The following is a 20,741-nucleotide window of genomic DNA, read 5'->3' as shown; positions in this document are numbered from 1 at the left end:
GACATGGCGATCAACGTGGGCGAGCTGTTCGTCACGATCGACCTGCGCGACCAGTCGTTCGCCACCCGGTTACGCCGCGCGGTCGGCGACGCCGAGCAGGCGTCGCGCCGGTTCCGAACCTCCGCCGCCGGGATCACCACATCGGTTGCCCGGATGGGCGTCGAGGTCGTGGTCGCGGCGGCCCGGATGGCGATCCTGTCCGCCGCCGCCGGCGCGGTCACCAACAGCGTGATCTCGCTCGGGGCGGCGCTCGCTCCCGCTGTCGGGCTGGTCGCGGCGCTTCCGGGCGCGGCAGCGCTCGGCGCGGCCGGGCTCCTCACGCTGACCGTGGCCTTGTCTGGAGTGGGCGACGCCTTCGAGGCCGCCCTGGGAGCGGACCAGAAGAAGTTCGAGGAGGCCATCTCCGGCTTGTCCCCGGCCGCGCAGGCAGCGGCCCGGGAGCTGCGAGAACTGCGGCCCGTCCTGCTCGCGGTAGGGAACCTCGTCCAAGACGCGCTGTTCGCGCCGCTGGCAGGCCAGCTCACAGCGCTGGCGGACGTCCTTGTCGGGCCGCTCGCGATCGGCATGTCCTCGGTCGCCAGCGCCATCGCCGGCGTCGTGGTGCGGGTGGCCGAGTTCGCCCGGTCTGGTGTCGCGGTGTCCGCGATCGGCGCGGTGTTCGCTTCCCTGCGGCGCGCGGTCGATGAGCTGGCCGTCGCGATCGATCCGGTGCTGACCGGGCTGGCCCGCATCACGCAGGTCGGCGCGCAGTTCGCCGCCGGACTCGCGCCCGAGCTGGCGCTGCTGGCGGCCCGGTTCGGGACCTTCCTGTCGCGGGCGGCCGACTCCGGCCGGGCCCTGGCCTGGATGGAGGGCGCCGTCCAAGTCCTGCGCCAGCTCGGCGGGATCGCGTCCGACGTGTGGGACATCGTGTCCGGCGTCTTCGCGGCCATGCGGGCGACCGGGAGCGACGCGCTCGGCGTCCTCGGTACGGTCCTGGACCGGATCGCGGTGTGGGTCAACTCGCTGGCCGGACAGCAGACCCTGACGGCGATCTTCGTCGCGCTCGGACAGATGGGGTCGGCGCTCGCGCCCGCACTCGTCGCGGTCGCCGAAGGAGTCGGCCTGCTCGCGCCGCTCGTGGCCGCGCTCGCCGTGCAGATCGGGCCCATCCTGACCGCCGCGATTCAGGCAGTCGTCCCCGCGCTGGCCGCGCTGTTCCCCGGGGTGTCGGCGATCTTCGCCGCGCTTGGGCGGGCGGTCCAGGCCGTCGCGCCCGCGCTGGTGCCGCTCGCCACGGCGTTCTCGTCGATCATGGTCGCGGTCGCTCCGCTGCTCCCGGTGGTCGGCCAGCTTGCCGCGCTCGTCGCCCAGGTCCTCGCGGCCGCCGTGCAGGCGAGCCTCCCGTCGCTGAACCTGCTGGTCGCGGCGTTCGCGCTCGCGGCCCGGGAACTGGCTCCGATGCTGCCGCTCCTGGGCGCGCTAGCCGTTGTGCTAGCGGCCAGCGTGATCCCCGCGGTGGCCCCGCTGCTGCCGCAGCTCGCGGCGCTGACCGCGCAGCTCGTGACCGGGCTGGTGCCGATCCTGGGCCCGGTGATCGCGCTGCTCGCCCAGGTCGGCGGGCAGCTCGGCCAGATCCTCCTCCAGGCGCTGGTGCAGGTGACGCCCGCGGTGATCACGCTGGTTGCTGCTGTCGCCGAGCTGCTGCCGGTGATCCTGCCGTTGCTGCCGCCGCTGCTGCAGCTCGTCACGACGCTGCTGCCGCCGCTGATCACGCTGGTGCAGTCAGCCGCGATGCTCCTGCGCGGCGATCTGGTGGGCGCGATCGGCACGGCCGGCCGCGCGATCTTGGAGTTCCTGGTTGTCATCGACAACCTGGGCTGGCAGCTCTTGCAAGGGCTGTGGAACGGCATCCAGTCGGCGGCTGGCTGGTTCCGGGACGTGATCTGGGGCTTCTTCCGGAACATCCTGCCGGACTGGGTGCGGCAGGCGATGGGCATCAACTCGCCCTCCACGCTGTTCGCGGAGATCGGCCACTTCACGATGCTCGGCATGGCCCAAGGCATGCAGAACTCGGCTCGTACGGTGCTGGCCACCGCGTCGCGGATCGCGGGCGACCTGGAGCGGTCGTTCCGGCCGGAGCTGAGCGTGGACATCGGCTCGACCGGGCGGACCGTGACCGGGACACACGACCGGCCGGGCGGGCCGGTGAACATCCAGGTGACAGCGATCAACCCGGTTGCCGAGCCCACCAGCGAGACCGTGAACAGGGGCTTGGCCTATGCCGGAATGTTGGGGGTGCTGTAGATGCCGATGTACCACCTCGACGGAGTACCGCTCGATCATCCGGCCGGGTGCTGGCGGGCCAAGGTCGGCACGAAACGCCGCCCGATCCCCGGCGCGAGGTCGGTCAGCGTCAAGGTGCCCGGTGTGGCCGGCGAACTGCCGGTGTACGGCCTGGATCTGGAGACCACGACGCTGCCGCTCGTCATCGGCGTGACCGGGCGCACCCCGGCCGGGGCCGACGGCGGGTTCGAGCAGCTAGAACACAATCTTGAAGCGGTCTCGGCCATGCTGGGCGTCCGGCACCGGCTGATGCAGCTCACCTACACGGCGGGCAGCATCGTGCGCGTCGCGGGCATCACCGTGGAAGCGGTGTCCGAGCCGGAGATCAACACCTCAGCGGCCCGGGCCCGGCTCACCGCCGTCTGCAAGATCCCCGGCGTGTACTGGCGTGACCCGGCCGAGGTCACCTGGGCCGGGGCGGCGAACGCGGCCAGCCAGTTGGTGACCCCACTCGCGGGCAGCACCGGCCCCATCGTGGACGCGGTCCTGCGCGTCACCGGCCCGGCCGTCAACCCGTCGATCACCGACGTCGCGAGCGGCGGCACCGTGGGCCGCTCCTCCGGTCTGCTGGCCGGGCAGCGGCTGCTCATCGACTGCGGGCAAATGCGGGCCCGGCTCGTGACCTCCGACACCTGGGACCTCACGTCCGGGACGGACGTGACCGGCACCATCATCGCCACGGGGCCGGGGAGCGCATTCTGTTGGCTCCACCTGACCCCTGCCATTGCTGTGGGTGACCCACACTCCCGCGCGGTTCTCGTGACCGCCACAGCCACATCCACCACATCGGCATCCGGGCTTGAGATCCGGGCCCGTCGTTCGTTCCTGTGAGGAGATCCATGCACGACACCGCCATCGACGCCGTGCCCTCTCTGTCCGGCCCGCCCGAGCCGCACTACCACCTGGAGAGCGCGTTCTCCCGGTGGGGATTCGCGCAGACGGTGCCCACCTGGCTGGCCAAGGACCGCCTGATCAGCCCTCCGGGTGACACGCCGGGCTCGTACGCGGTCATGATGTACATGCCCGCTGGCCAGACAATCGAGGCCGTCTGGATCGCCCTTCGCAACACCAAGACCACGACCGGCACGTGGCGGGCCGCCATCTACGAATCGGGCCATGGCCAGCCGGTCGTTCCGGTGGCCGGTACGGCTGCGACGGCTGCTGGTTTCGCGGCTGGATGGGCCGCCGCGCCGCTGTACGAGGTGGTCCCTGCCGCTTCGGAGGGGCGCTGGGTTCACGTCGTGCTGTCCCTGGGACTCATGGAGGACGGCGGCATCGCGGCGTATAAGCCTGATTCGACTGTCGCCCCGTTCATCCCCGACGCCTGCTGGATCAGCATGCAGCATGACGAGCCGCCCGCGGTGCTGGAACTGGGCCAGTGGCAGACCTTCGGGATGACCCCGCTGATCGCGCTGCGGTGACACGTCGGCCGGGCGCGCAGAAGGGCCGCAGCGTCCCCGAGCACGCTGCGGCCCTTCCTGCTGTGGTGGCGGTCAGACCGACTGGGCCGCCTGGAGAGGCAACCGCTCGATGTCGTACTCGCCCTGCTTGACGAGGGCGACGAACTCGGCCCAGTCCGGGGCCGCGAGGGTGATCGGAACGTCCTTGCCGTGGATGTGCCAGATGCTCACCACGCCCGCCGCGTCGCTCCTCGTCCGCACGGCGCCCTCGACCGGCTGCTCGTCTTCCTGGAGGGCGAGCAGGAACGCGCCCCATTCATCGAGCGACGCGATCACCGTGGGCCCGTCATCAACGCCCGGGTCGGAGAACTCGATGTGGTCGTTGACCCGCTCTGCCAGGGGTGTGCGTGACATGCTGATTCCCTTCATCTAAGACGGCTGAGTCCTTCCTGACCGCGCACGCCGCCGGGCTGTGCTGATGGTGGCAGTGCGCGCGGGTGGCTCGTGAGTGGCCAGGATCAGGAGGCGGCTCGTCTCCTGTCCTGGCCACTCCCTCCGCGCCGGTGGGCTGCGGAGGAGGGGCCCGCCGCCGCGATTCAGCGGGCCCGTCCGGCATCGATCGGCGGAAGGGATGCCGGACGTCGGTGAGCTACAGAGGAGGCAGGATGCTCATCAGCGTCGCCAGCTCCAGCACGGCGACGATCACGACCTCGTCGGGAGTCTGAGGGCGGCGGAGCGCGATGACTCCCTCCGCTCCCTGGATCGGCAGGAATTCGAGGCCGTTCTCCTCGCCGGGTCTGATCGGCGCGAACAGCATCGGATCGACGGCCGCTCTGGCGTTGTCCAGGTAACCCCAGTTGCGGAAGGCCCTGCTGCTGTTCATGCGATCTCTCCTGACTGCGGCCTGATGTTCTTCGTCGTCAGCAGGGCGGTGACGCGGTCCGCGTCCTGCGGCGACAGCACCCCGCGCCCCAGCCGGAACATCTCGCTCTGGTGGGCGGCCCACGGCCTCCACAGGGCCAGCACCGAGGGGACGTCGCGCGCGCCCAGCGCGCCGAGCACCTGAGGTACGGGCATGTCCCGCAGCAGGAGTCGCCCGGCGAGGGCCATCTGGCTGTCGTAGGCCGTGAAGGTGATGGCCGACATCCATGCGAGCTCTGCGAGCTGGCCGGTGACGTCTCGTGCGGCCAGGCGGGACAGGACGAGCTGGCGCCAGGACTGGAACTGGGCGTAGAGGGTGTACTTCAGGGTCTGGTCTCGGGTGGTGGGAAGTGGCTGGTCCACGTCATCCCCCCAGCGTGGGCAGCGGCGGATGGGCCATCGCCTGGTGGGTGGGCGTCCGTTGGGCGCGGACGAGGGTCTGGATGCGGCGGTACTGCACCGCCACCTCGCGGGGATCGACGCCAGCGATGCGCAGGTCAGCTCGGAGGGGCACGCCCGGCAGTTCACCGAACGCGCCGAGCATGTCGCCGAGGGCCTTTCCCTGATCGCCCGTCACACCCGACATTTCGCGATTGGCGTCGCTCTGGACACGCCAGGCATAGACCGTTACAAATGGCTCTTTTGCAGACAGCATGAAGTGTGCTCCGGGTGAGAATGGTGCCGTTTTTGCGCAGATTCCGCCTATCTCAAAGGCGATGTGGTTGGGCGATTACCGCCGCAGGAGTAGCGTGGCCAACACGATTGATCAGCTCTAGAGGGTTCGTGTTCACAGGCGTTCAGCCTTGTTCACAGGTTCTGAACAGCGTGGGACACATGGCATCGGCAGGGCGGTGGCTGATGGGCACACACTTCGGGCAGGTACTGCGACGACTGCGAGGCGATTCGTCGGTACGGGCCTTCGCGAAACGCGCCCACATCAGCCCCAGCTACGTGACGATGCTGGAGAAAGGCCAGACGCTCCCGGCTAGGGCGACAGCCATCAGCCTCGACCATGATCTTGGGGCGGATGGCGCCCTTATTGAGGCATATGGGGAAGATGTGTCCTCTGCCCCGATTGAGGAGTTTATTCCCCCTGTTGTCGCGCTGGGCCCAATGCATACCCTAGGAGCAGGCGACGTTGACGAGGGTCGGGAGGATGACACGAACCGCCGACGGCTGTTCGGACTGGCCGCCAGCGTTGGAGTCCTCGGCTTCGACGAGGTCGTTCGACAAGAACTTGATGTGACGACGGATTCACGTCGCAGCGCGGAAGATTGGGATATCGCCCGCGCTGATCATTTGCACGCTCTGCGCACGCGCCCACCTGTCCAGGTCGTGAAGGACCTGTCCATCGACCTGTACGCCCTGCGGCAGCAAATGGGTAGCGCGGCCGGCGAGGAGTTGACCGAGTTGTTCCGGGTGGCGGCAGTAATGTCCGTCATCCAGGCCAACGCCCTGAGCCGGATCAGCGACCATGGAGCCGCCATCCGCTGGTGGAGCACCGCGCGCAGGAGTGCTGACGCCTCCAGAGACACGGAGCTGAGTCTCCTCGTTCGCGGGGAGGAGGCCATTCACGGCCTGTACGGGCAACGGGAGCCCGAAACGGTTCTCCGGCTCATCGACAACGCTACCCGCATCAGCCACCGTCCATGGCCTCGCCTGATGACGGCCCGAGCCAAGGCCCTTGCGCTGCTGCACCGACCAGAGGAAGCAACGAGAACACTGTGCGCCCTGCATGATCACATGGATCGCGGGGTTACCGGTGATCGGCTGGGCTTCTTCAAGGCCGACCAGATTCCGTTCGCCGAGAGCTGGGTGGCCGCCTTTGCGGGAGATCAGGCGGCAGCGGACACTGCCCGCGACCACGTGCTGGCGATCATCCCGGAGCGTTCCTACCAGTATCGAGTGAACGCCAGACTGCACGAGGCGATCAGCACCGCTGCTCTCGGTGATGCGGACAAGGCCGCGAGGATAGCCGCCGGACTGTTCGACTCACTTCCTGCCGACTATCGCACAAACCACATCCGGGAGACCGGGCGCATGGTGCTACGAGCGGTTCCGGTCAAACAGCGGAGCCGCCCGGCTGTGGCAGACCTGCGAGCAATGATCACAACCAGCAGATGACCGTCACCACCCGGTGCGGTACATGACCCATGCGAGAGCGGCCTTGCTCGCCTGCCGCTGGTAGGCGCGCAGGTGCGGCACGCCAGCAGGGGCGGGCTGCCTGCTCATCCTGCTCCAGTAGCCGGCGTATGCCGTGGCGTAGCTGGTGATCACGTCTGGAGGGACTGCCGTCCAGGCCGGCAGTCCGAGCAGGGCCTTCTCCGCCATCTGCGGGGTGTTCCCGGCCATGATCAGGTGGGGGATGAGATCGGTGACGTCCTGCCAGGCTGCTCCGTTGCACGGCTGGGCCCAGTCGACCACCACCACCGAGCCGTGAGCCGTGATGAGCATGTTGTCGGGGCGGATGTCGCCGTGGACGAGCGTGTTGCCGTCGGCGTGCGCAATCCAGAGCGACTCCAGCTCGGCGAGCTTCGGCAGGAAGCGCTGTTCCCAGCCGCCGAGGTCGTCCGGAGGACACGCCGCGAGCTCGGCCCAGCCGTGCAGCCAGCCGCCTCGGGTCGCCGATGCAGGCGGGAGGTCCAACGGGCTCGGCGTCAGCGTGTCGCCCATGGTGGCCAGCGCCGTTACCGTGGCGGCGATGTCGGGCGAGGCCGGCCGTAGATCAGGGTGTGAGCCCTGAACGTCCTCGAAGATCAGCACGACCCAGCCGGCGCCCTCGCCGTGCCAGAGAAGGTCGGGGGTGGGCGCGTCATGGGGCAGCGCTGCGGCGGTGGCTGCCTCGGTTCGGTACTTGGCGGCCAGGACGTGCCCGGTCTTGATGGCCTTGACGAAGACGCGGGTTGCGCCCAGGTCCAGTCGGACGGCGACGCCGGGCGTGAAGCCGCCGCTTTGCACGTGCGCGGCACGGATGGGTGCGCCTAGGTGGCTGGTGAGGAATTCCCGCAGGTCGGGAAGCTGATCCCAGGCCGGGCGGGTCGCGGTGCGTCCAAGAGGCCGCGGCTCAGGATGGCGATCGTGTGACATGAGAAGACCCCGCAGTGACGGACGGATGATCGGCGGACGCTCGCGTCGCCGAGCGCGGCGAGGACGTGCCTCGTTACTCCGGCTCGGCGCTGGTAGCTCGCCACGGTAGGGTCACAGTTCGTTATCGTACCTTCTCGAATTGTGGCGAGGGCATGGATGAGCCCCAGCGCTCCCCTGGAGGGCCGGGGCTGCAGGTCAGCTTCTGGCCAGGTGGTACATGTAGGCGTCGATCGGAAGCTGGAGCGTCTGTACGGCGTCTGGAGCTGCCCGTCGGGCGACGGCCAGGATGCGCCGCAGGCAGTCGTCCAGGGATCCGACAGTCGGGACAGGAGGCAGGGCGATCAGCGCTTCGAGTTCCTTCAGGCAGTCCTGCCCGATCGGAGTTATCCCGAGGTCGTCCTCCAGGTGATACCACCCGTAGTACGCCCTCTGCGGGGACAGCGCGGTGCGCATCAGCGTCCTGGCCGCCGTGGTGAGCAGGTGCATCTCGGTGTAGGCCATGAACTGCTGGCTGCGCTTGATCCGCTTACGGATCATCCAGGCGAGCACGAGCGCTTCGACGACCAACTGCCCGCACGTGAGGGGAGCGGCCAGTTGATCAGCGATGAACGCCTCGACGTCCCTGCGGGGTGCCCGGGTGGTGTCGCGGATGCCGGGGGCTTCGTAGATGACCTCACCACGGGTGAGGAGGGTGAGGTCGCGGATGCGTGAGGTGGGCGCCAGGTAGAGGTCAAGCTGGTGGAGTCGGCCCCCGGCGTCGATGAGGTGCACGTAGCCGAGCCCGCCCATGCGGGGCACGATCTTGTCAGGCCAGGCGGGCAACAGGCCGTTCAACTCGGTGGAGATCAGGGCATCGTGGACGGTCGCGAACGTGGTGAACTGCTCGTCGGTGACGCCGACGACGAGGTCGACATCCGAGAGCCTGTCGGAGGTGCCTTTGGCGAATGAGCCGCGCACCATCAGGTGGGTGACGGCCGGGCTGGCGGCCAGGACCTCGGTGGCGTGCTCCAGGACGGTGAACTGGTCGGCACGGTTGAGGTCGGCGAGGCGGTCGATTGCTTCGTGGCACACCACGGACATCATGAACTCCTCTCGTGCAGCCCGAGCAACACGCTCTTTCGCTGCTGCCACACGGTGGCTGCTCTGGTCTCTTGCACGGACTCGTGCAGGTCGGTGAGCATGTCGTAGACGACTCCCTCGCCGAGCTGGTGGGTGAAGTAGAGGTGCAGCAGGAGGCGCTCCGCTGCCTCGGTGTAGCCGAGTTGGAGCAGGGCGCGGGCCTTGGAGAGGGACTCGTCGGCTGCGCCGTCCGTCAGCGGGGGGAGATCCCGGACAGCGGAGGCTGGAAGGTGGGCGCCGTCGGTCAGCCGCGTCAGTGATGAGTCGGCGTAGCAGTCGAGGATGAGGTGGATTCGGTGCGGGCCGTGGAGGTTGGCGGCTCCGTGTGGGAAGGTCGGCGTGAGTTGCCAGATTTTGCCGGGTTCGAGGTGGACCGCTCGGCCGGCCAGGATCAGGATTGCTGAGCTGCTGGTCACTATCGGGATGTGGAGCCGGTGGCGTTCGGTGGCGACCAGCTCGCCGTAATCGCGGTGCTCCCACAGGTAGGAGTTCGGGGCGAGGCGGGCGATGCGAGCCCACATGAAGGTGAGCTGCAGGGCGTTGAGCAGCCTGCCGGTTTCCGGCATGGCGGCGAGCAGGTCGGTGGTGATGGGCTGGCAGTCAGCGATCGTGACATCGGTGGCCTGTCCGGTCGCGTTCAGCAGGGACAGGGTGTCCCATCCGCCCGATTGGTACTGGCCGTACTCGGTTACCCATCCGGAGGGCACGGTGAGCACCTCGTGCCGGACTCGTTCCAGCACCTCGCCATCGATCGTGGCGGTGGTGCAGGTCACCTGTCTGTCGAGGTCATGGCTCCTGCTGTGCATGGTTCCTCCCGTTTGTGGGGGATGTAGCCCACCGACCGGAGCGTGGCTGCCGAGGGTTGGTCAGGTCTAGAGACTTGCTGTTCAAGGCTGTTCAGAGCTGTTCAAGCCTGCTCGCGTGCCGACACGGCGTGATCATTGGAGTTGCGGGGCGTCGCAGGCCAGCGCACAGGACCGTCCCGGCCGGGGCTATTGACGGCCCTCTTGTGCTCATGTGTCGCGTCCGGGGCTGGAAGGGGGGCGATCATGCTGGAGCTGCGGTTCGTCGTTCACGCTCCCAACGGTGCCCGTCTGGGGATGCTTCCGCATCCGGTGGGGGTGGAGGCCGCGTGCCCGCTCAACGACGTGCCCGCGCTCATGCTGTCCACCAGCGCGAACGCGGTCAATGCGGACCTGCTGAACGGGCCGGTCGAGGTCGCGGTCGAGTGGAGCATCGATGGGCAGACCTGGACGGAGGGACCGGATTGCCGGTTCCTGCGGATCAAGCGCCGTGGTGACATCACGGATCGGGCGGGGATGGGCCGGTTCGAGCTCCCCGGTTATGCGTGGATGCTGCGCAAGGTGGTGCTCTTCCCTGGCTCAGCTCCGCTGGTCGACGGGAAGCGTGCGTTCCTGAGTTCGACGCCGGGCGCGATCTTGGCCACGTTCTTGCAGGAGGGGCAGGCGCGCGGCGCGGTGCCGGGCGTCTCCTGGGATTTCACGCCGACGCACGACAGCGCGGGACAGCCGTGGGCGAAGGTCGTGACCATCTACTACCAGCCGGGCATCGACGCGCTGACGACGATGATCAACCTGGCCGAGCAGGGCACGCTCGACTTCCGCATGAACGGGCGCACGTTGCAGGCGTACAACCCGGACACCGTGCTGGGGCGGGACCTGGCCAGCGGTGCCGCACCGGTTGACCTGCGGTTCGGGCGTGACATCGTGGCCGCTCCCGACATCGGCACCTACGAGGACGCGGCCACGTCGGCGCTCGTGGTCGGCGATGACGGGTTCCGCATGTCGTTCACGAACGGGGCCGCCGAAGCTCCCTGGGGCCGGTGGGAGGCGGCGATCGGCCAGGGCGGCGTGTCCGATCCGGGGACGGCGTTCCTCCTGGCCGAGGCGCTGCTGCTGCGGGTCGGGCACGAACGCGTCCAGCGGACGCGGCAGATCACCCCGCATACCGCGCGCTGGCTGCCGTGGCGGGACTACCGTCCCGGGGACCGCATTCTCGCGCCGGGCGAGGGCGGGGCGATGGAGTCGCTGCGCGTCAGACAGATGACGATCACCCGCGATGAGAAGGGTGTCCTCGGCGGCAACCTGACCCTGAACGATCGCCTGTTGGAACGGGATCTGAGGCTGGCCCGCCGCACGGCCGGCATCGTCGGCGGCTCCACAGCCGAGGGCGGGTCCGGTGCGCGACCGGCGCCGGAGTCACCAACGCCGCGCACCCCGGCCGCCCCGGCTGCGCTGATCGTAGACCCGATGGCGTACAGCGACGAGCACGGCCTGCCGCGCGGGCAGGTGACCGCCACGTGGGGCGCGGTAACCCAGGACGTGAACGCCGTGGCGCTGGCCGTGGGCGGCTACGAGCTGTTCATGCGGATCAATGAGGTCGGTGCACCGTGGTTCCTGGTGTCGGCGACGGAGGCCGCCGACACCAACGCCACCTACAGCCCGCTGGTGGTCGGTCAGCAGTACCAGTTCAAGGTCCGCGCCGTGAACCTCGGCAAGAAGGGGCCCTTCTCCTCCTCGGTGGCGGTGACGATCCCGGACGACACGACCGCTCCGCCCGTGCCGACCACTCCCACGCTCGCGTCCCGGCTCGGTGTCGTGCACGTCGCATGGGACGGGCTCGGCGTCGGGGCGGTCCCGATGCCGATCGACTTCCACCGGGTGCTCGTCTGGATGCAGGACCCGCTCGATCCCGGCTGGGAAGAGATCGGGTACATGGACGCAGCCGGCTCGCTGATCGTGCCCGGCCTGCCGTACGGCCTCGACCGCGAGTTCGCGTTCACCGCGATCGACCGCTCCGGCAACACCTCAGCCCGAAGCGTGACGGCGACGATCGCCACCGAGCAGCTCGTCCAGGGCGACGCCGCGAACGACTCGATCACCACCGGCGCGATCGTGGCCAACGCGATCACAGCCGCGAAGATCGCAGCAGGGCAGGTCCTCGCCTCCCACATCGCCGCGGGGGCGATCACCGCGGCGAAGCTGGAGGCGGTGCTCGCGCTGGCCTCCCGGATTGTCGCCGGTTCTCCGGCCGGGGCCCGCGTCGAACTCAACGCCAACGGGCTGGAGGCGTACAACGCCTCCAGCGTGCAGACCGTGTTCATCTCCTCCGCATCCGGCGCCGTCAGCATCGTGGGCCAGCTCGCGACCGGCGTCACCGGCCGCCGCATCATCATCAACCCGGCCGGTGCGGCCGACCCCGAGATCCGCTACTACCCGGGCAGCGGAACGAACTACGCCCGCACGTACGCCGACAGCGACGGCGCGATCACCCATGTGTCCGGCCTGTCGCCGGACACCACCCGCCGCTCCTACGTCATCCAGCGCGGCGACGAGTGGCGCATGCACATGGTGCAGGCCAGTGACGGGCTCGCCGGGGGCGGCTACATGTTTGCGCAGCCGACGCAACTCGAGGTCGGCCACAACGACATCCAAGGCCGCCTGAACCGGTTCCTGTTCTCTCGGGGTGGTACGTCCACGACCGGCTACACCACGTTCCGGGGCACGTGGTCGTTCGAGACGGGCGCCGGGATGCTCATGTTCGCGCGGTCACTGCCGGAGTCGGGCGGGGCAGCGGCCACGTACTTCGTCGGGTTCGCCGTCACGCTGGCGTCGACGCCGCGGCTGGTGTTCTCGGCGGACAACCCGGTCCCGGACCGGCTGTCGTTCCACATGCGTAACCCGGGGACGGGCGGGTTCACGCTGCGGTCGAGCGAATCGAGTCTGGGCAGCCCGCCCACGTTCACGGTGGCCCTGCATGTGTGGGCCTGGAGACAGCACGGGGTGACGTGATGGTGCAGCGGTGGCGGATCTCGGATGTGGTCGAGGGGCCGGAGAGCTGGCTCATCTTCTACGAGCCGCTGGACGACGGCAGCGAGGCGTTCGCTGCGTCGTGGCCGAAGGAGGCGTTCGAGATCCGGATGGCCGAGCACGGGCTGCAGACGCTGGACGAGGCGATCGAGGTGCTGCTGTACACGCCGTTGCTGCACGCGATGCACGCCGACGGCCAGGAGGACGCTCTGCCTGTGCTGGAAAGTGACGCCGCCACCGCGCGGGCGCGTGTGCTCGGCCAGGTCGCCGCCTGCAAGGAGCGCTTCGGCGAGGTGGCCACATCGAGGTCAGCGGTCCGGCGTGGTCAGGCCGATCCGTTGCAAGTGCTGCGCGACGGCGTCCGGACCGACCCGGTGCGGATCGCGGCCATGAGGTTGGACATCGACAGGTACTTGCTCGCGTCTGAGCGGGCAGACAAGGAGTAGAAGATCATGTGCTCGATCACCCTGAACTGCTCATGTACGCAGGCGCCGCAGGAGCCGCCGCCCGCGGGCACGCCGGTGATGGTGCCTCCTCCTCCGGGGGCCCCGCTGGGCTGGGACGGCTGGATGTCGTCTGCTCACCCTGACGCATGCACGAGTTCCGTCCAGCCTCCGGCCGAGGTCAGCGCGGTGTACATGGCGCGGCTGGTGCAGCCTGCGGGCCTGTCGATCATTGGTGTGTGGGTGACGACGTGCGCGCCGGCGTCCGGCCTCGTCAGTGGTGAGTCGAGAGTCGCCGTCTACGCGGAGGAGTTAGGCACCATGTCGGTGTACTCGTCGGTGCCGCGCACGGACGCGTTCTCGGAGCAAGGCAATCGCCGCTGGCGGCTGGAGTCCGAGCCGGGGGTGCCGAATCCCGTGCCCGCTCCGGCGACGGATCGGTTCGTGTGGGTGGCGGTCCTCGTCGCCGCGTACACGACGCCGCCGAAGCTGCTGTCCACGACGCCGGTTGAGCTGCCCGGTCTCCCGGGCGGTGACCAGTTCCTCAAGAACTCGCTGTTCGGCATGCGCAGCCGGGTAGGGCAGCGAGCGACGTTGCCCCCCGTTGAACTGGTGGCCGGTACCACTGGGTACGGCGACCTGCTGGATCGCGTGATCATGGTCACCGCTGACGACTGGAACTAACTAACCCGCACCAACACAGAAACGGCGTGAGGAGATCAATCCGGTTTCGAACGCACCTTTGTACAATCATGCGTCGAAGCAGCGGATCAGACGGGTAAGTTCACGGCCCAGATCAGGTAGCGGCGCAGATCGGATGAAGCTCCGAATATAGACCACCTTTCCCGCTCGGCTTCTGCCTCATCTTCGGAAGCGCCACTTCCTGTAGATGGCGGCTGCCAGGACCAGGCAAATTCCTGCGAGTAGCCTGATCAAGATGGGCTCTTTGTGCACGGCGGGCGGAGGGGATACAAGCGGGTTGGGTTTCACAGGCTCGGCCCTTATTAATTCTTCGTCCATGATTCGACAGAAGGTTCGCTTGCGTCGCCCCTGCGTGTCGACGCGATATCCGTACGCATTGGCTCGCCAGTGCGCTCTACCAGCTTCCCCCCTGAAATAGTTCCTTGCCACTGTCCGCAATAGATTGTCATCCATAACGCCAGAAGCGTGCATGCCGAACCAATAGCTCGTCCAGGCGTTAGCCATTACCTTGATTTGCGTATCAAAATCGTCCTCTGGACCAGACCACTGCCCTCCGTGTGCCTGACTCAGAGCAGGGCGATCAATTGAGCGGAGGATTAGGTCGAGGTGCATTGTCCTCATTGAATCTTGAGCCATGATGCCAGCGGTCCGTGCCTGCACGATCAGCGAATAGGCGACCCCTAGAAGAGAAAGGGCTGCCAGTAGGGCGGAAGCCGGGCCATACGCCTGCCCTATCTCGCTCAAAACAGCCCACTCGTCAGGTGGAATCATATTAGTCATGAGCCTTAGGGCTGCAGGTGAGAGAATAAGGCTCCCGGCCATTAGAGCGAGCGCGGCCAGCAGCAATATTGCCAGTACCACTCGACGTGCCCGGCGTGTCACATGCGCCTCCTTGAGTCGCTGCAGATGCCTGTAGACGCATCAGGCGGCCGAGGTCAATCGTCCTCATTGCTGTTCTGCCTCATCGGTCGCATTTCTGCAAGGTCAGCCACATCAATGTGCGGTTGGAGAATCTGTGCAAGTCATCACGCCGGGCGAGCCGATGCGGTTCGGGCTGCGCTTGGTCGCCTACCAGCCGAACGGGCCACGACTCGGAGTGCTCGGGCGGCATCTCGGGTTCGAGATGGGCATGCCGCTCAACGACACGCCGAGTCTGAAGGTGACGTACTCCGGGCATGCGGCCGATTCGCAGTGGCTCGCTTCGCCGTGTGAGGTGGCGGTGGAGTGGTCGGCGGGCGGGGCATGGACGGAGCCGGCGAATGGCCGGTTCCTTCGGATCAAACGGTCCGGGGACGGCGCGGATCAGGCGCTCAGCCGCTCCTACGACATGCCCGGCTACTCGTGGATGCTGCGCAAGCTGACCTTGTACCCGGCGATCGGGATGATCGACGGGAAGAGGCAGTTCCCGGCCGCGAGCGTCGGCGACATCGTCTCGCAGATGATCGACGAGGCGCAGGGCCGTGGGACTCTTCCCGGCCTGTCCTACGACTTCGACGCCGCCCAGGACTCCAATGGTCAGGAGTGGGCGGCCACGCTGACGCTCGGCCTCGACCCGGGCACGGACCTGCTGGCCGTGTTGATCAACCTTGGCGAGCAGGGCGTCTGTGACTGGCAGATGCAGGGCCGCACGTTGCAGGTGTTCAACCCCGACACCGTGCTCGGCCGCCAGCTCGGCTCCGGGCCCGCGCCGGTCGAGCTGCGCCTCGGGCGGGACATCGACCAAGCCCCCGACGATGCCACGTTCGAGGACGCGGCGTCGGCGATCCTCATCACCGGCGAGGACGGCCTGTCGGTCGAGGTGACCAATCCCGGTGCTGCCGCGCCGTGGGGGCGGTGGGAGGTGGTCCAGTCGCAGGGCGGGGTGAAGGACGAGGGCACCGCACGTCTGCTCGCGCAGTACGCCCTCGACCGGGCGTCGGGGGAGCGGGTACAGCTCACCCGGCAGATCACGCCGTACGCGGCCCGGTTCCTGCCGCTGCGCGACTACCGGCCGGGTGACACGATCCGCGCCCCGGGTGACCAGGCGGTCATGCAGGCGCTGCGCATCCGGCAGATCACTCTGTCGGTGGACGGCGACGGGCTGATCAGCGGGAACCTCGTGCTCAACGATCGGTTCTTGGAGAGGGACATCCGCCTCGCGCGGCGCGCGAACGGCATCCTGTCCGGCGGGGTGTCGGAGGGCGGGAACGGCGGCGAGCCGGCGCCGGAGAGCAAGGACCGCGTCCCGGCCGCCCCGACCGGGCTGGTGGTGAATCCGCAGGCATACCTCGACGCGGAGGGGTACGCGCACGGGCTGATCGCGGTGTCGTGGCTGCCCGTCTCGACGGACGTGAACGGCGTGTCGCTGGCCGTGGACGGGTACGAGCTGATCGGGCAGACCCCGCCCGGGACCGGCGCAGAACGAGTGCTCGGCCACACCGACGGCACCTCGATCTCCTACAGCCCGCTGACCCCGAAGAGCCAGTGGCGGTTCGGGGTGCGCGCCACAAACCAGGGCGTCAAGGGGCAGCTCGCTACTTCGGCGGTCATCACCATTCCGGACGACGAGACGCCGCCGCCGATCCCATCGACGCCGGTCGTGGACTCCCGGCTGGGAATCGTCCGGGTCACGTGGGACGGGTTGACCAGCTCGGGGACGGGCATGCCCGCCGACTTCCACCGCGTCCTGGTCATGGTGCGTGACCCGCTCGACCCCGAGGACGAGGGCCAGGCGGTGGAGTGGCTGGAGCGGGCGGGGACCGCGGTCGTGCCCGGTCTCCCCTACAACGCCGACAGGGAGTTCTGGCTCGTCGCGCTCGACCGGTCGGGCAACGTGTCCGGCGAGTCGGCGAGGGCAGTCGCGGCCACGCACCCGCTGGTGGACACCGACCTGATTGGCGAGGTGATCGACGGTGCCGAGCACATCATCTCGGGGTCGATCCCGGCCGACGCGAAGATCGTCGCCGGATCGATCACGGGCGGGCTGATTCAGGCGCTGGCGATCCAGGCCGGGCACATCCAGGCCAACGCTGTGACGGCCGACAAGATCGTGGCTGGGGCGATCCAGACGGGGCACCTGGCCGCCGCGGCGATCACGGCTGACAAGCTGGCGGCAGGGTCTGTCACCGCCAGCACGATCGCCGCCGACGCGATCACCGGCAAGACGATCACCGGGTCTGTCATGCGCAGTTCGGCCACCGGCCGGCGCTTCGTGCTCGACTCCAGCACGTTGGACCTGCGCTTCTACCCGGCGAGCAACAACAACTACACCAGGATCTACGCTGAGGATGGCTGGTACTCCGGCGAGACGACGACGTTCATCACCAGCGGCACCAACAGCGGCGGCACCGCGCGGGCCGAGTTGCAGGTGGCCGCGGGGCTGGTGCGGCTCGGCATCAGGGACGCCTCGTTCTCCAACCGCCAGGGCGGCGGCCTGGACGTGGCCGAGGGCTACGCGATGTTCGGGTACTCCACCGGCAGCTCGTCGTTCGACACGTTCATCTACCTCAACAGCACAGGCCGGTTCTACATCAGGGGCCGGGTGTGGGACGCCAACGAGACCTCGCCCTACGATGCGTTCGCCGCCGGGTCCGTCTCGGTCGGCGGGGCTGCGTCGCCGAACTGGGCTATCTACCGTTACGGGCCGCCCAGCTCGCCGACCTCGATGGCCACCAACATGGGGCCGGTCGTCGCGCTGCGGGATGGCGGCTCGGGCGGTCCGTCGGCGTTCACCAACAACTACGTGCCGAAGGCGTGGGCGCTCACGGCGTCCGACACCAGTGGTTTCCAGGTGAACCTCGCGAACAGCACGTCGTTCGCCTTCTACTTCTGGGCCCACCGGCATTGATCACGACACCAACGAGAGAAGGGACCGGCATGCCGCAGGTCATACAGGTGTGGGACGCCGAGCTCGGCTACTCGCGTGCCGCGATCGAATCACGTAAGGAGGGCGGGCCCGTCGAGATCGACCCCGGCGCGCCCGGCGCGGAGCCGATGTGGGGGATCTGGATGACGAACGACGCCGGCGGCGTCGGCGTGATGGTGATGCCGCACGCGCTGTTCGAGTGGCGGGCGGCCGCCTACGGCATCGACCCGGAGGACATGGCGACGTTGCTGGACGTCGCGCTGCATGAGATGGGCATCCCGTACCCGGATGACCCACCGAGCCTGCCGGATAAGGCGCATGCCGCGATCTTGGACGCCACCCGTGATCTGCCGACCTGCTGGACGCCTGGCGTATCCGACGCTGACCGGCTGGCCGCGCACCTGGAGCGGATCCGGCTGGTCAAGCAGCACCGCTTCACCATGCAGGCAGCTCCGCTGCACGATCGGCAGGGCGCGCTGACGTACGTGGGCGCCGCCCGTGCGGCCTCGGCCGACCCGCTGGACCCGATCACGAGCCAGGCCCGGATCGACCCGATCAGGGTGGAGGCCAAGCGCATGGCGATCGAATGGGGCAGGGAGTCGTCGGTGCGGACGGTTCCGCCGAGCTTCGCGTTGAAGCCGCCGCTGACGTTTCTCAGCGCCGCCGAGACCGGGGGCAGCGCGTGAGCGAGGATTCGCCTAATTTGGCGCTGGCCTTGGCGGAGCTGCGCGGTGCGGTCGAGCTGGGGTTCGAGCGGACGAACGGGTCTACCGCTTTAATCCTGCAGCGCTTGGATCAGGTGGACGACCGGCATGCCGAGCTGGTCAAGCGCGTGGAGCAGAATCAGGCCGCCGCTGAGCTCCGGCATGTCGCGATGGAGGCCCGGCTCGACGCGCTGGAGCGAGAGGCCGTGACGCGCGGCCAGCTCGCGGAGCGGACCCGGCAGATCATCGCTGTCGTCACCATCGTGGTCGCCGTGGCGGGCACGGTGATCGCGCTCATCCAGCTCACCCGAGGCTGACCCGCGGCCTTGACTTCCCCTCCCGTCGGCACGGTCTTCCCGTGCCAGGACGGCGTGCTGCTCGTGCCCGCCGTTCTCCCGATCCATGTCCCCGCTGCCGCGCTCGGCCTCACCGTGGCCGAGTGGCTCAACCTCCAGCCCTCAGAGAAGAGGTGACCCCGTGAAGAAGATTTCGCGTGCCTCCTGGAACGCGATCGCACCGTCAGGCCCCTACAGCCGCATCAGCTCGCCGCGCGGCGTGAAGATCCACTACACCGGCGGTCCAGTCCCGGCCGACATCGCCGGGCCGACCAAGCACCGGCTGTGCGTGCAGCACGTCCACCACATCCAGCAGATGCACATGTCCGGCGGCCGAGGCGAGACGTACATCGACATCGGCTACAACCTGATCTGCTGCCCACACGGCTATACGTTCATCGGCCGGGGTGTGCACCACCTGCCGGCCGCGAACGGGCCCGGCCTCAATTCCGGCCACTACGCGGTGCTCGGCCTGGTCGGCAGTTCCGGGTTCACGAAGCCGAACAGCGCCCTGCTGCACGCTCTGCGGGACGCGATCGAGTACCTGCGCGAGGAGGGCGGCGCGGGGAACGAGATCAAGGGCCACCGCGACGGCTACTCCACCTCGTGCCCCGGGGACGACCTGTACGCGTGGGCGAAGCGGGGCGCCCCACGGCCGGATGAGCCGCTGGAGAAGCCCATCAAGATCACGTACGAGGACGGCATTCCGCTCTGGCCCGGCCGCGTGATCCGGCTGGCCGACCCGTACATGCAGGGCAACGACGTCAAGACCTGGCAGTACAAGCTCCGCAAGCGGGGCTGGACCATCGACGTGGACGGCATCTACGGCCCCAAGTCGAAGGCGGTGTGTGCCAGCTACCAGGACAAGGTCGGCGCGAAGCCGACCGGCGTCATCGATGAGGAGACCTGGGATCTGACCTGGTCGTGGAAGCCGCCGGCCGCGTGAGCGGTGTGCCGACACTCATCCCGCTGAACCTCGGACAGGCGTGTCCACGTCAGCCTGCAGAGGCTGATGACCCAGATGTTGAATGCATCGACGTCCGGGCGCGAACCTGGTTCGAGGCGGCCTCGACAAAGGCCAGGAGTGCGAGCTGCGAACGCTCTGCCTGCTGATCTCTCGCGGCTTCATCCACGGCATGGTGAATAGCAGTCGTGGCCTCCAACGCCTCCGAGGCCAGCCGATTCAGCTCAACGTCCGGGTTGAGCAGTCGGAGCCTGAACAACGCCGCCTTGGCGTTCGTGCGCTCGTTGAGTGACTCAGTCCGAGCATTGATATACGGCGCCCCGCTCGCATCCTCGCGCTTGCGATACCAGCGAGCGCTTTGACTCGATCGGTACGAGGTGATGGTGCCGGCGAACGCACTGTAGGCGGCAAGCTGCTCCTGCCAGAGCCGCTCATCGCGGGCTTCTAATCGTGCCTGCCTTGCCGCGCGTCCCTGGAATAGATAGGTGGCGGCAGCGCCGAGCAGTGTTCCGGCGATGGCGATGAGGCTCGTGATCGCAGTCTGCACTCCATCAGTTGAGCATGCGCTGAGTGATCCTGGGAGGTGCTTTCTGGGTGGCCTCTTAGATCGTCGATCGAATCGAATCCTCCCCGCCGCGTCCTTGCACGCGACATCAGAGGCCCTGCTGAACGAAGCACAACGAAGCACGTTGATCTCGCTTGGCCTGCTCATCTGGGTGGGCCGGTCGCATGTCTAACCCCCTTGGAGGAACCATGCATGGAGAACCCATCAGCTATGGCAAGCCGGTCGAGCGGAAGGTCACCGCCGCCACGGCCGGCTCCTATCTCGGCCTTCTGACGGTCCTGACCGTCCTGCAGACCGTCAACACCGACCTCGACCTCATCGCCTGGCTGCCCGACTGGCTGGAGTCGCTCGCGATCCCGCTGCTGCCGGGCCTGATCACGTACGTGTCCGGCTACAAGACCAAGCACACTCCCCGGCCCGACCTGCCGCCGGATCAGCGATAGCAGCTACGCGAAAAGCGCCCGTCACCCGATAGGTGACGGGCGCTTTTCCGCGTTCGCGT

The 20,741-nt window shown here is 68.2% G+C and carries 22 protein-coding genes; 13 read left to right on the top strand and 9 right to left on the bottom strand.

Annotation, left to right across the window (positions count from 1 at the left end; translation table 11 throughout):
• Positions 1-3: 3 nt before the first annotated feature.
• The 3 genes from ABZ815_RS20170 to ABZ815_RS20160 are packed head-to-tail and all read left to right on the top strand — an operon-like array spanning position 4 to position 3,746.
• On the top strand, positions 4-2,286 hold the full coding sequence (locus ABZ815_RS20170) for a hypothetical protein (RefSeq protein WP_357699907.1): 2,283 nt from the start codon (positions 4-6) through the stop codon (positions 2,284-2,286).
• Complete coding sequence (locus tag ABZ815_RS20165) at positions 2,287-3,156, top strand: hypothetical protein (protein ID WP_357699905.1); 870 nt, start codon at positions 2,287-2,289, stop codon at positions 3,154-3,156. It abuts the gene before it with no gap.
• A gap of 8 nt (positions 3,157-3,164) precedes the next feature.
• Positions 3,165-3,746, top strand: coding sequence for a hypothetical protein (locus ABZ815_RS20160; protein ID WP_357699903.1), 582 nt, complete (start codon positions 3,165-3,167; stop codon positions 3,744-3,746).
• A gap of 72 nt (positions 3,747-3,818) precedes the next feature.
• Here ABZ815_RS20160 and ABZ815_RS20155 read toward each other — a convergent pair whose 3' ends face one another.
• The 4 genes from ABZ815_RS20155 to ABZ815_RS20140 form a co-directional block, all read right to left on the bottom strand.
• Positions 3,819-4,139, bottom strand: coding sequence for a hypothetical protein (locus tag ABZ815_RS20155; protein ID WP_357699901.1), 321 nt, complete (start codon positions 4,137-4,139; stop codon positions 3,819-3,821).
• 235 nt (positions 4,140-4,374) lie between these two features.
• Positions 4,375-4,608 (bottom strand): hypothetical protein, encoded by a 234-nt coding sequence (locus ABZ815_RS20150; RefSeq protein WP_357699899.1) that lies wholly within the window; start codon positions 4,606-4,608, stop codon positions 4,375-4,377.
• Positions 4,605-5,009 carry a hypothetical protein gene (locus ABZ815_RS20145; protein ID WP_357699897.1) on the bottom strand — a complete coding sequence of 135 codons (405 nt, stop codon included), beginning with the start codon at positions 5,007-5,009 and terminating at the stop codon, positions 4,605-4,607. Before ABZ815_RS20145 ends, ABZ815_RS20150 begins: the two co-directional genes overlap by 4 nt.
• A gap of 1 nt (position 5,010) precedes the next feature.
• A complete protein-coding gene (locus tag ABZ815_RS20140; RefSeq protein WP_357699895.1) occupies positions 5,011-5,301 on the bottom strand; it encodes a hypothetical protein in 291 nt (96 codons plus the stop codon).
• A 179-nt stretch (positions 5,302-5,480) separates the two neighbouring features.
• Here ABZ815_RS20140 and ABZ815_RS20135 point away from each other — a divergent pair, with 179 nt between their 5' ends.
• Positions 5,481-6,770: a helix-turn-helix transcriptional regulator gene (locus ABZ815_RS20135; protein ID WP_357699893.1), complete on the top strand. Its 1,290-nt coding sequence runs from the start codon at positions 5,481-5,483 to the stop codon at positions 6,768-6,770.
• Between the two features lie 3 nt (positions 6,771-6,773).
• Here ABZ815_RS20135 and ABZ815_RS20130 read toward each other — a convergent pair whose 3' ends face one another.
• From ABZ815_RS20130 to ABZ815_RS20120, 3 genes are all read right to left on the bottom strand, one after another.
• A complete protein-coding gene (locus ABZ815_RS20130; protein ID WP_357699891.1) occupies positions 6,774-7,604 on the bottom strand; it encodes an aminoglycoside phosphotransferase family protein in 831 nt (276 codons plus the stop codon).
• Positions 7,605-7,928: 324 nt separating this feature from the next.
• A complete protein-coding gene (locus ABZ815_RS20125; protein WP_357699889.1) occupies positions 7,929-8,804 on the bottom strand; it encodes a hypothetical protein in 876 nt (291 codons plus the stop codon).
• An 8-nt stretch (positions 8,805-8,812) separates the two neighbouring features.
• Positions 8,813-9,658: an aspartyl/asparaginyl beta-hydroxylase domain-containing protein gene (locus ABZ815_RS20120; RefSeq protein WP_357699887.1), complete on the bottom strand. Its 846-nt coding sequence runs from the start codon at positions 9,656-9,658 to the stop codon at positions 8,813-8,815.
• Positions 9,659-9,901: 243 nt separating this feature from the next.
• On the opposite strand from ABZ815_RS20120, the gene ABZ815_RS20115 reads away from it, so the two are divergent.
• Genes ABZ815_RS20115 through ABZ815_RS20105 form a run of 3 tightly spaced genes read left to right on the top strand, consistent with a single transcriptional unit; the run spans position 9,902 to position 13,809 of the window.
• Positions 9,902-12,664, top strand: coding sequence for a fibronectin type III domain-containing protein (locus ABZ815_RS20115; RefSeq protein WP_357699885.1), 2,763 nt, complete (start codon positions 9,902-9,904; stop codon positions 12,662-12,664).
• A complete protein-coding gene (locus ABZ815_RS20110) occupies positions 12,664-13,128 on the top strand; it encodes a hypothetical protein (protein ID WP_357699883.1) in 465 nt (154 codons plus the stop codon). The genes ABZ815_RS20115 and ABZ815_RS20110 overlap by 1 nt, the downstream gene beginning before the upstream one ends.
• Positions 13,129-13,134: 6 nt before the next feature.
• Entirely contained in the window at positions 13,135-13,809 is a 675-nt protein-coding gene (locus ABZ815_RS20105; protein WP_357699881.1) for a hypothetical protein, read from the top strand.
• A 177-nt stretch (positions 13,810-13,986) separates the two neighbouring features.
• Here ABZ815_RS20105 and ABZ815_RS20100 read toward each other — a convergent pair whose 3' ends face one another.
• Complete coding sequence (locus tag ABZ815_RS20100; RefSeq protein ID WP_357699879.1) at positions 13,987-14,598, bottom strand: DUF6082 family protein; 612 nt, start codon at positions 14,596-14,598, stop codon at positions 13,987-13,989.
• A 244-nt stretch (positions 14,599-14,842) separates the two neighbouring features.
• Between ABZ815_RS20100 and ABZ815_RS20095 the strand changes: the two genes are divergently transcribed.
• From ABZ815_RS20095 to ABZ815_RS20075, 5 genes are read left to right on the top strand one after another with little or no spacing between them, the layout of a single operon-like run.
• A complete protein-coding gene (locus tag ABZ815_RS20095) occupies positions 14,843-17,653 on the top strand; it encodes a hypothetical protein (RefSeq protein ID WP_357699877.1) in 2,811 nt (936 codons plus the stop codon).
• Between the two features lie 47 nt (positions 17,654-17,700).
• The gene (locus ABZ815_RS20090; protein WP_357699875.1) at positions 17,701-18,357 is read left to right on the top strand and encodes a hypothetical protein; all 657 of its coding nucleotides are present in this window, start codon (positions 17,701-17,703) and stop codon (positions 18,355-18,357) included.
• Positions 18,354-18,692, top strand: coding sequence for a hypothetical protein (locus ABZ815_RS20085; RefSeq protein ID WP_357699874.1), 339 nt, complete (start codon positions 18,354-18,356; stop codon positions 18,690-18,692). Before ABZ815_RS20090 ends, ABZ815_RS20085 begins: the two co-directional genes overlap by 4 nt.
• 9 nt (positions 18,693-18,701) lie before the next feature.
• Complete coding sequence (locus ABZ815_RS20080) at positions 18,702-18,848, top strand: hypothetical protein (RefSeq protein ID WP_357699872.1); 147 nt, start codon at positions 18,702-18,704, stop codon at positions 18,846-18,848.
• Positions 18,849-18,852: 4 nt separating this feature from the next.
• Positions 18,853-19,656: an N-acetylmuramoyl-L-alanine amidase gene (locus tag ABZ815_RS20075; RefSeq protein ID WP_357699870.1), complete on the top strand. Its 804-nt coding sequence runs from the start codon at positions 18,853-18,855 to the stop codon at positions 19,654-19,656.
• Positions 19,657-19,705: 49 nt separating this feature from the next.
• Here the strand turns inward: ABZ815_RS20075 and ABZ815_RS20070 are convergent, their stop codons facing one another.
• Complete coding sequence (locus tag ABZ815_RS20070; RefSeq protein ID WP_357699868.1) at positions 19,706-20,221, bottom strand: hypothetical protein; 516 nt, start codon at positions 20,219-20,221, stop codon at positions 19,706-19,708.
• A gap of 206 nt (positions 20,222-20,427) precedes the next feature.
• On the opposite strand from ABZ815_RS20070, the gene ABZ815_RS20065 reads away from it, so the two are divergent.
• A complete protein-coding gene (locus ABZ815_RS20065; RefSeq protein WP_357699866.1) occupies positions 20,428-20,682 on the top strand; it encodes a hypothetical protein in 255 nt (84 codons plus the stop codon).
• Positions 20,683-20,741 lie beyond the last annotated feature (59 nt).

The organism is Nonomuraea sp. NPDC047529, assembly GCF_040642995.1.
Lineage (GTDB): Bacteria > Actinomycetota > Actinomycetes > Streptosporangiales > Streptosporangiaceae > Nonomuraea.
The sequence above is the reverse complement of the archived record's forward strand: the minus strand, read 5'-3'. Positions and strand labels throughout refer to the sequence as shown.

Bases quoted from the DNA above. Each gene is read 5' to 3' on its own strand.
- ABZ815_RS20170 (WP_357699907.1), top strand. From the start codon at position 4: ATGGCGATCAACGTGGGCGAGCTGTTCGTCACGATCGACCTGCGCGAC.
- ABZ815_RS20165 (WP_357699905.1), top strand. From the start codon at position 2,287: ATGCCGATGTACCACCTCGACGGAGTACCGCTCGATCATCCGGCCGGG.
- ABZ815_RS20160 (WP_357699903.1), top strand. From the start codon at position 3,165: ATGCACGACACCGCCATCGACGCCGTGCCCTCTCTGTCCGGCCCGCCC.
- ABZ815_RS20155 (WP_357699901.1), bottom strand. From the start codon at position 4,139: ATGTCACGCACACCCCTGGCAGAGCGGGTCAACGACCACATCGAGTTC.
- ABZ815_RS20150 (WP_357699899.1), bottom strand. From the start codon at position 4,608: ATGAACAGCAGCAGGGCCTTCCGCAACTGGGGTTACCTGGACAACGCC.
- ABZ815_RS20140 (WP_357699895.1), bottom strand. From the start codon at position 5,301: ATGCTGTCTGCAAAAGAGCCATTTGTAACGGTCTATGCCTGGCGTGTC.
- ABZ815_RS20135 (WP_357699893.1), top strand. From the start codon at position 5,481: ATGGCATCGGCAGGGCGGTGGCTGATGGGCACACACTTCGGGCAGGTA.
- ABZ815_RS20120 (WP_357699887.1), bottom strand. From the start codon at position 9,658: ATGCACAGCAGGAGCCATGACCTCGACAGACAGGTGACCTGCACCACC.
- ABZ815_RS20115 (WP_357699885.1), top strand. From the start codon at position 9,902: ATGCTGGAGCTGCGGTTCGTCGTTCACGCTCCCAACGGTGCCCGTCTG.
- ABZ815_RS20110 (WP_357699883.1), top strand. From the start codon at position 12,664: ATGGTGCAGCGGTGGCGGATCTCGGATGTGGTCGAGGGGCCGGAGAGC.
- ABZ815_RS20105 (WP_357699881.1), top strand. From the start codon at position 13,135: ATGTGCTCGATCACCCTGAACTGCTCATGTACGCAGGCGCCGCAGGAG.
- ABZ815_RS20100 (WP_357699879.1), bottom strand. From the start codon at position 14,598: ATGATTCCACCTGACGAGTGGGCTGTTTTGAGCGAGATAGGGCAGGCG.
- ABZ815_RS20065 (WP_357699866.1), top strand. From the start codon at position 20,428: ATGCATGGAGAACCCATCAGCTATGGCAAGCCGGTCGAGCGGAAGGTC.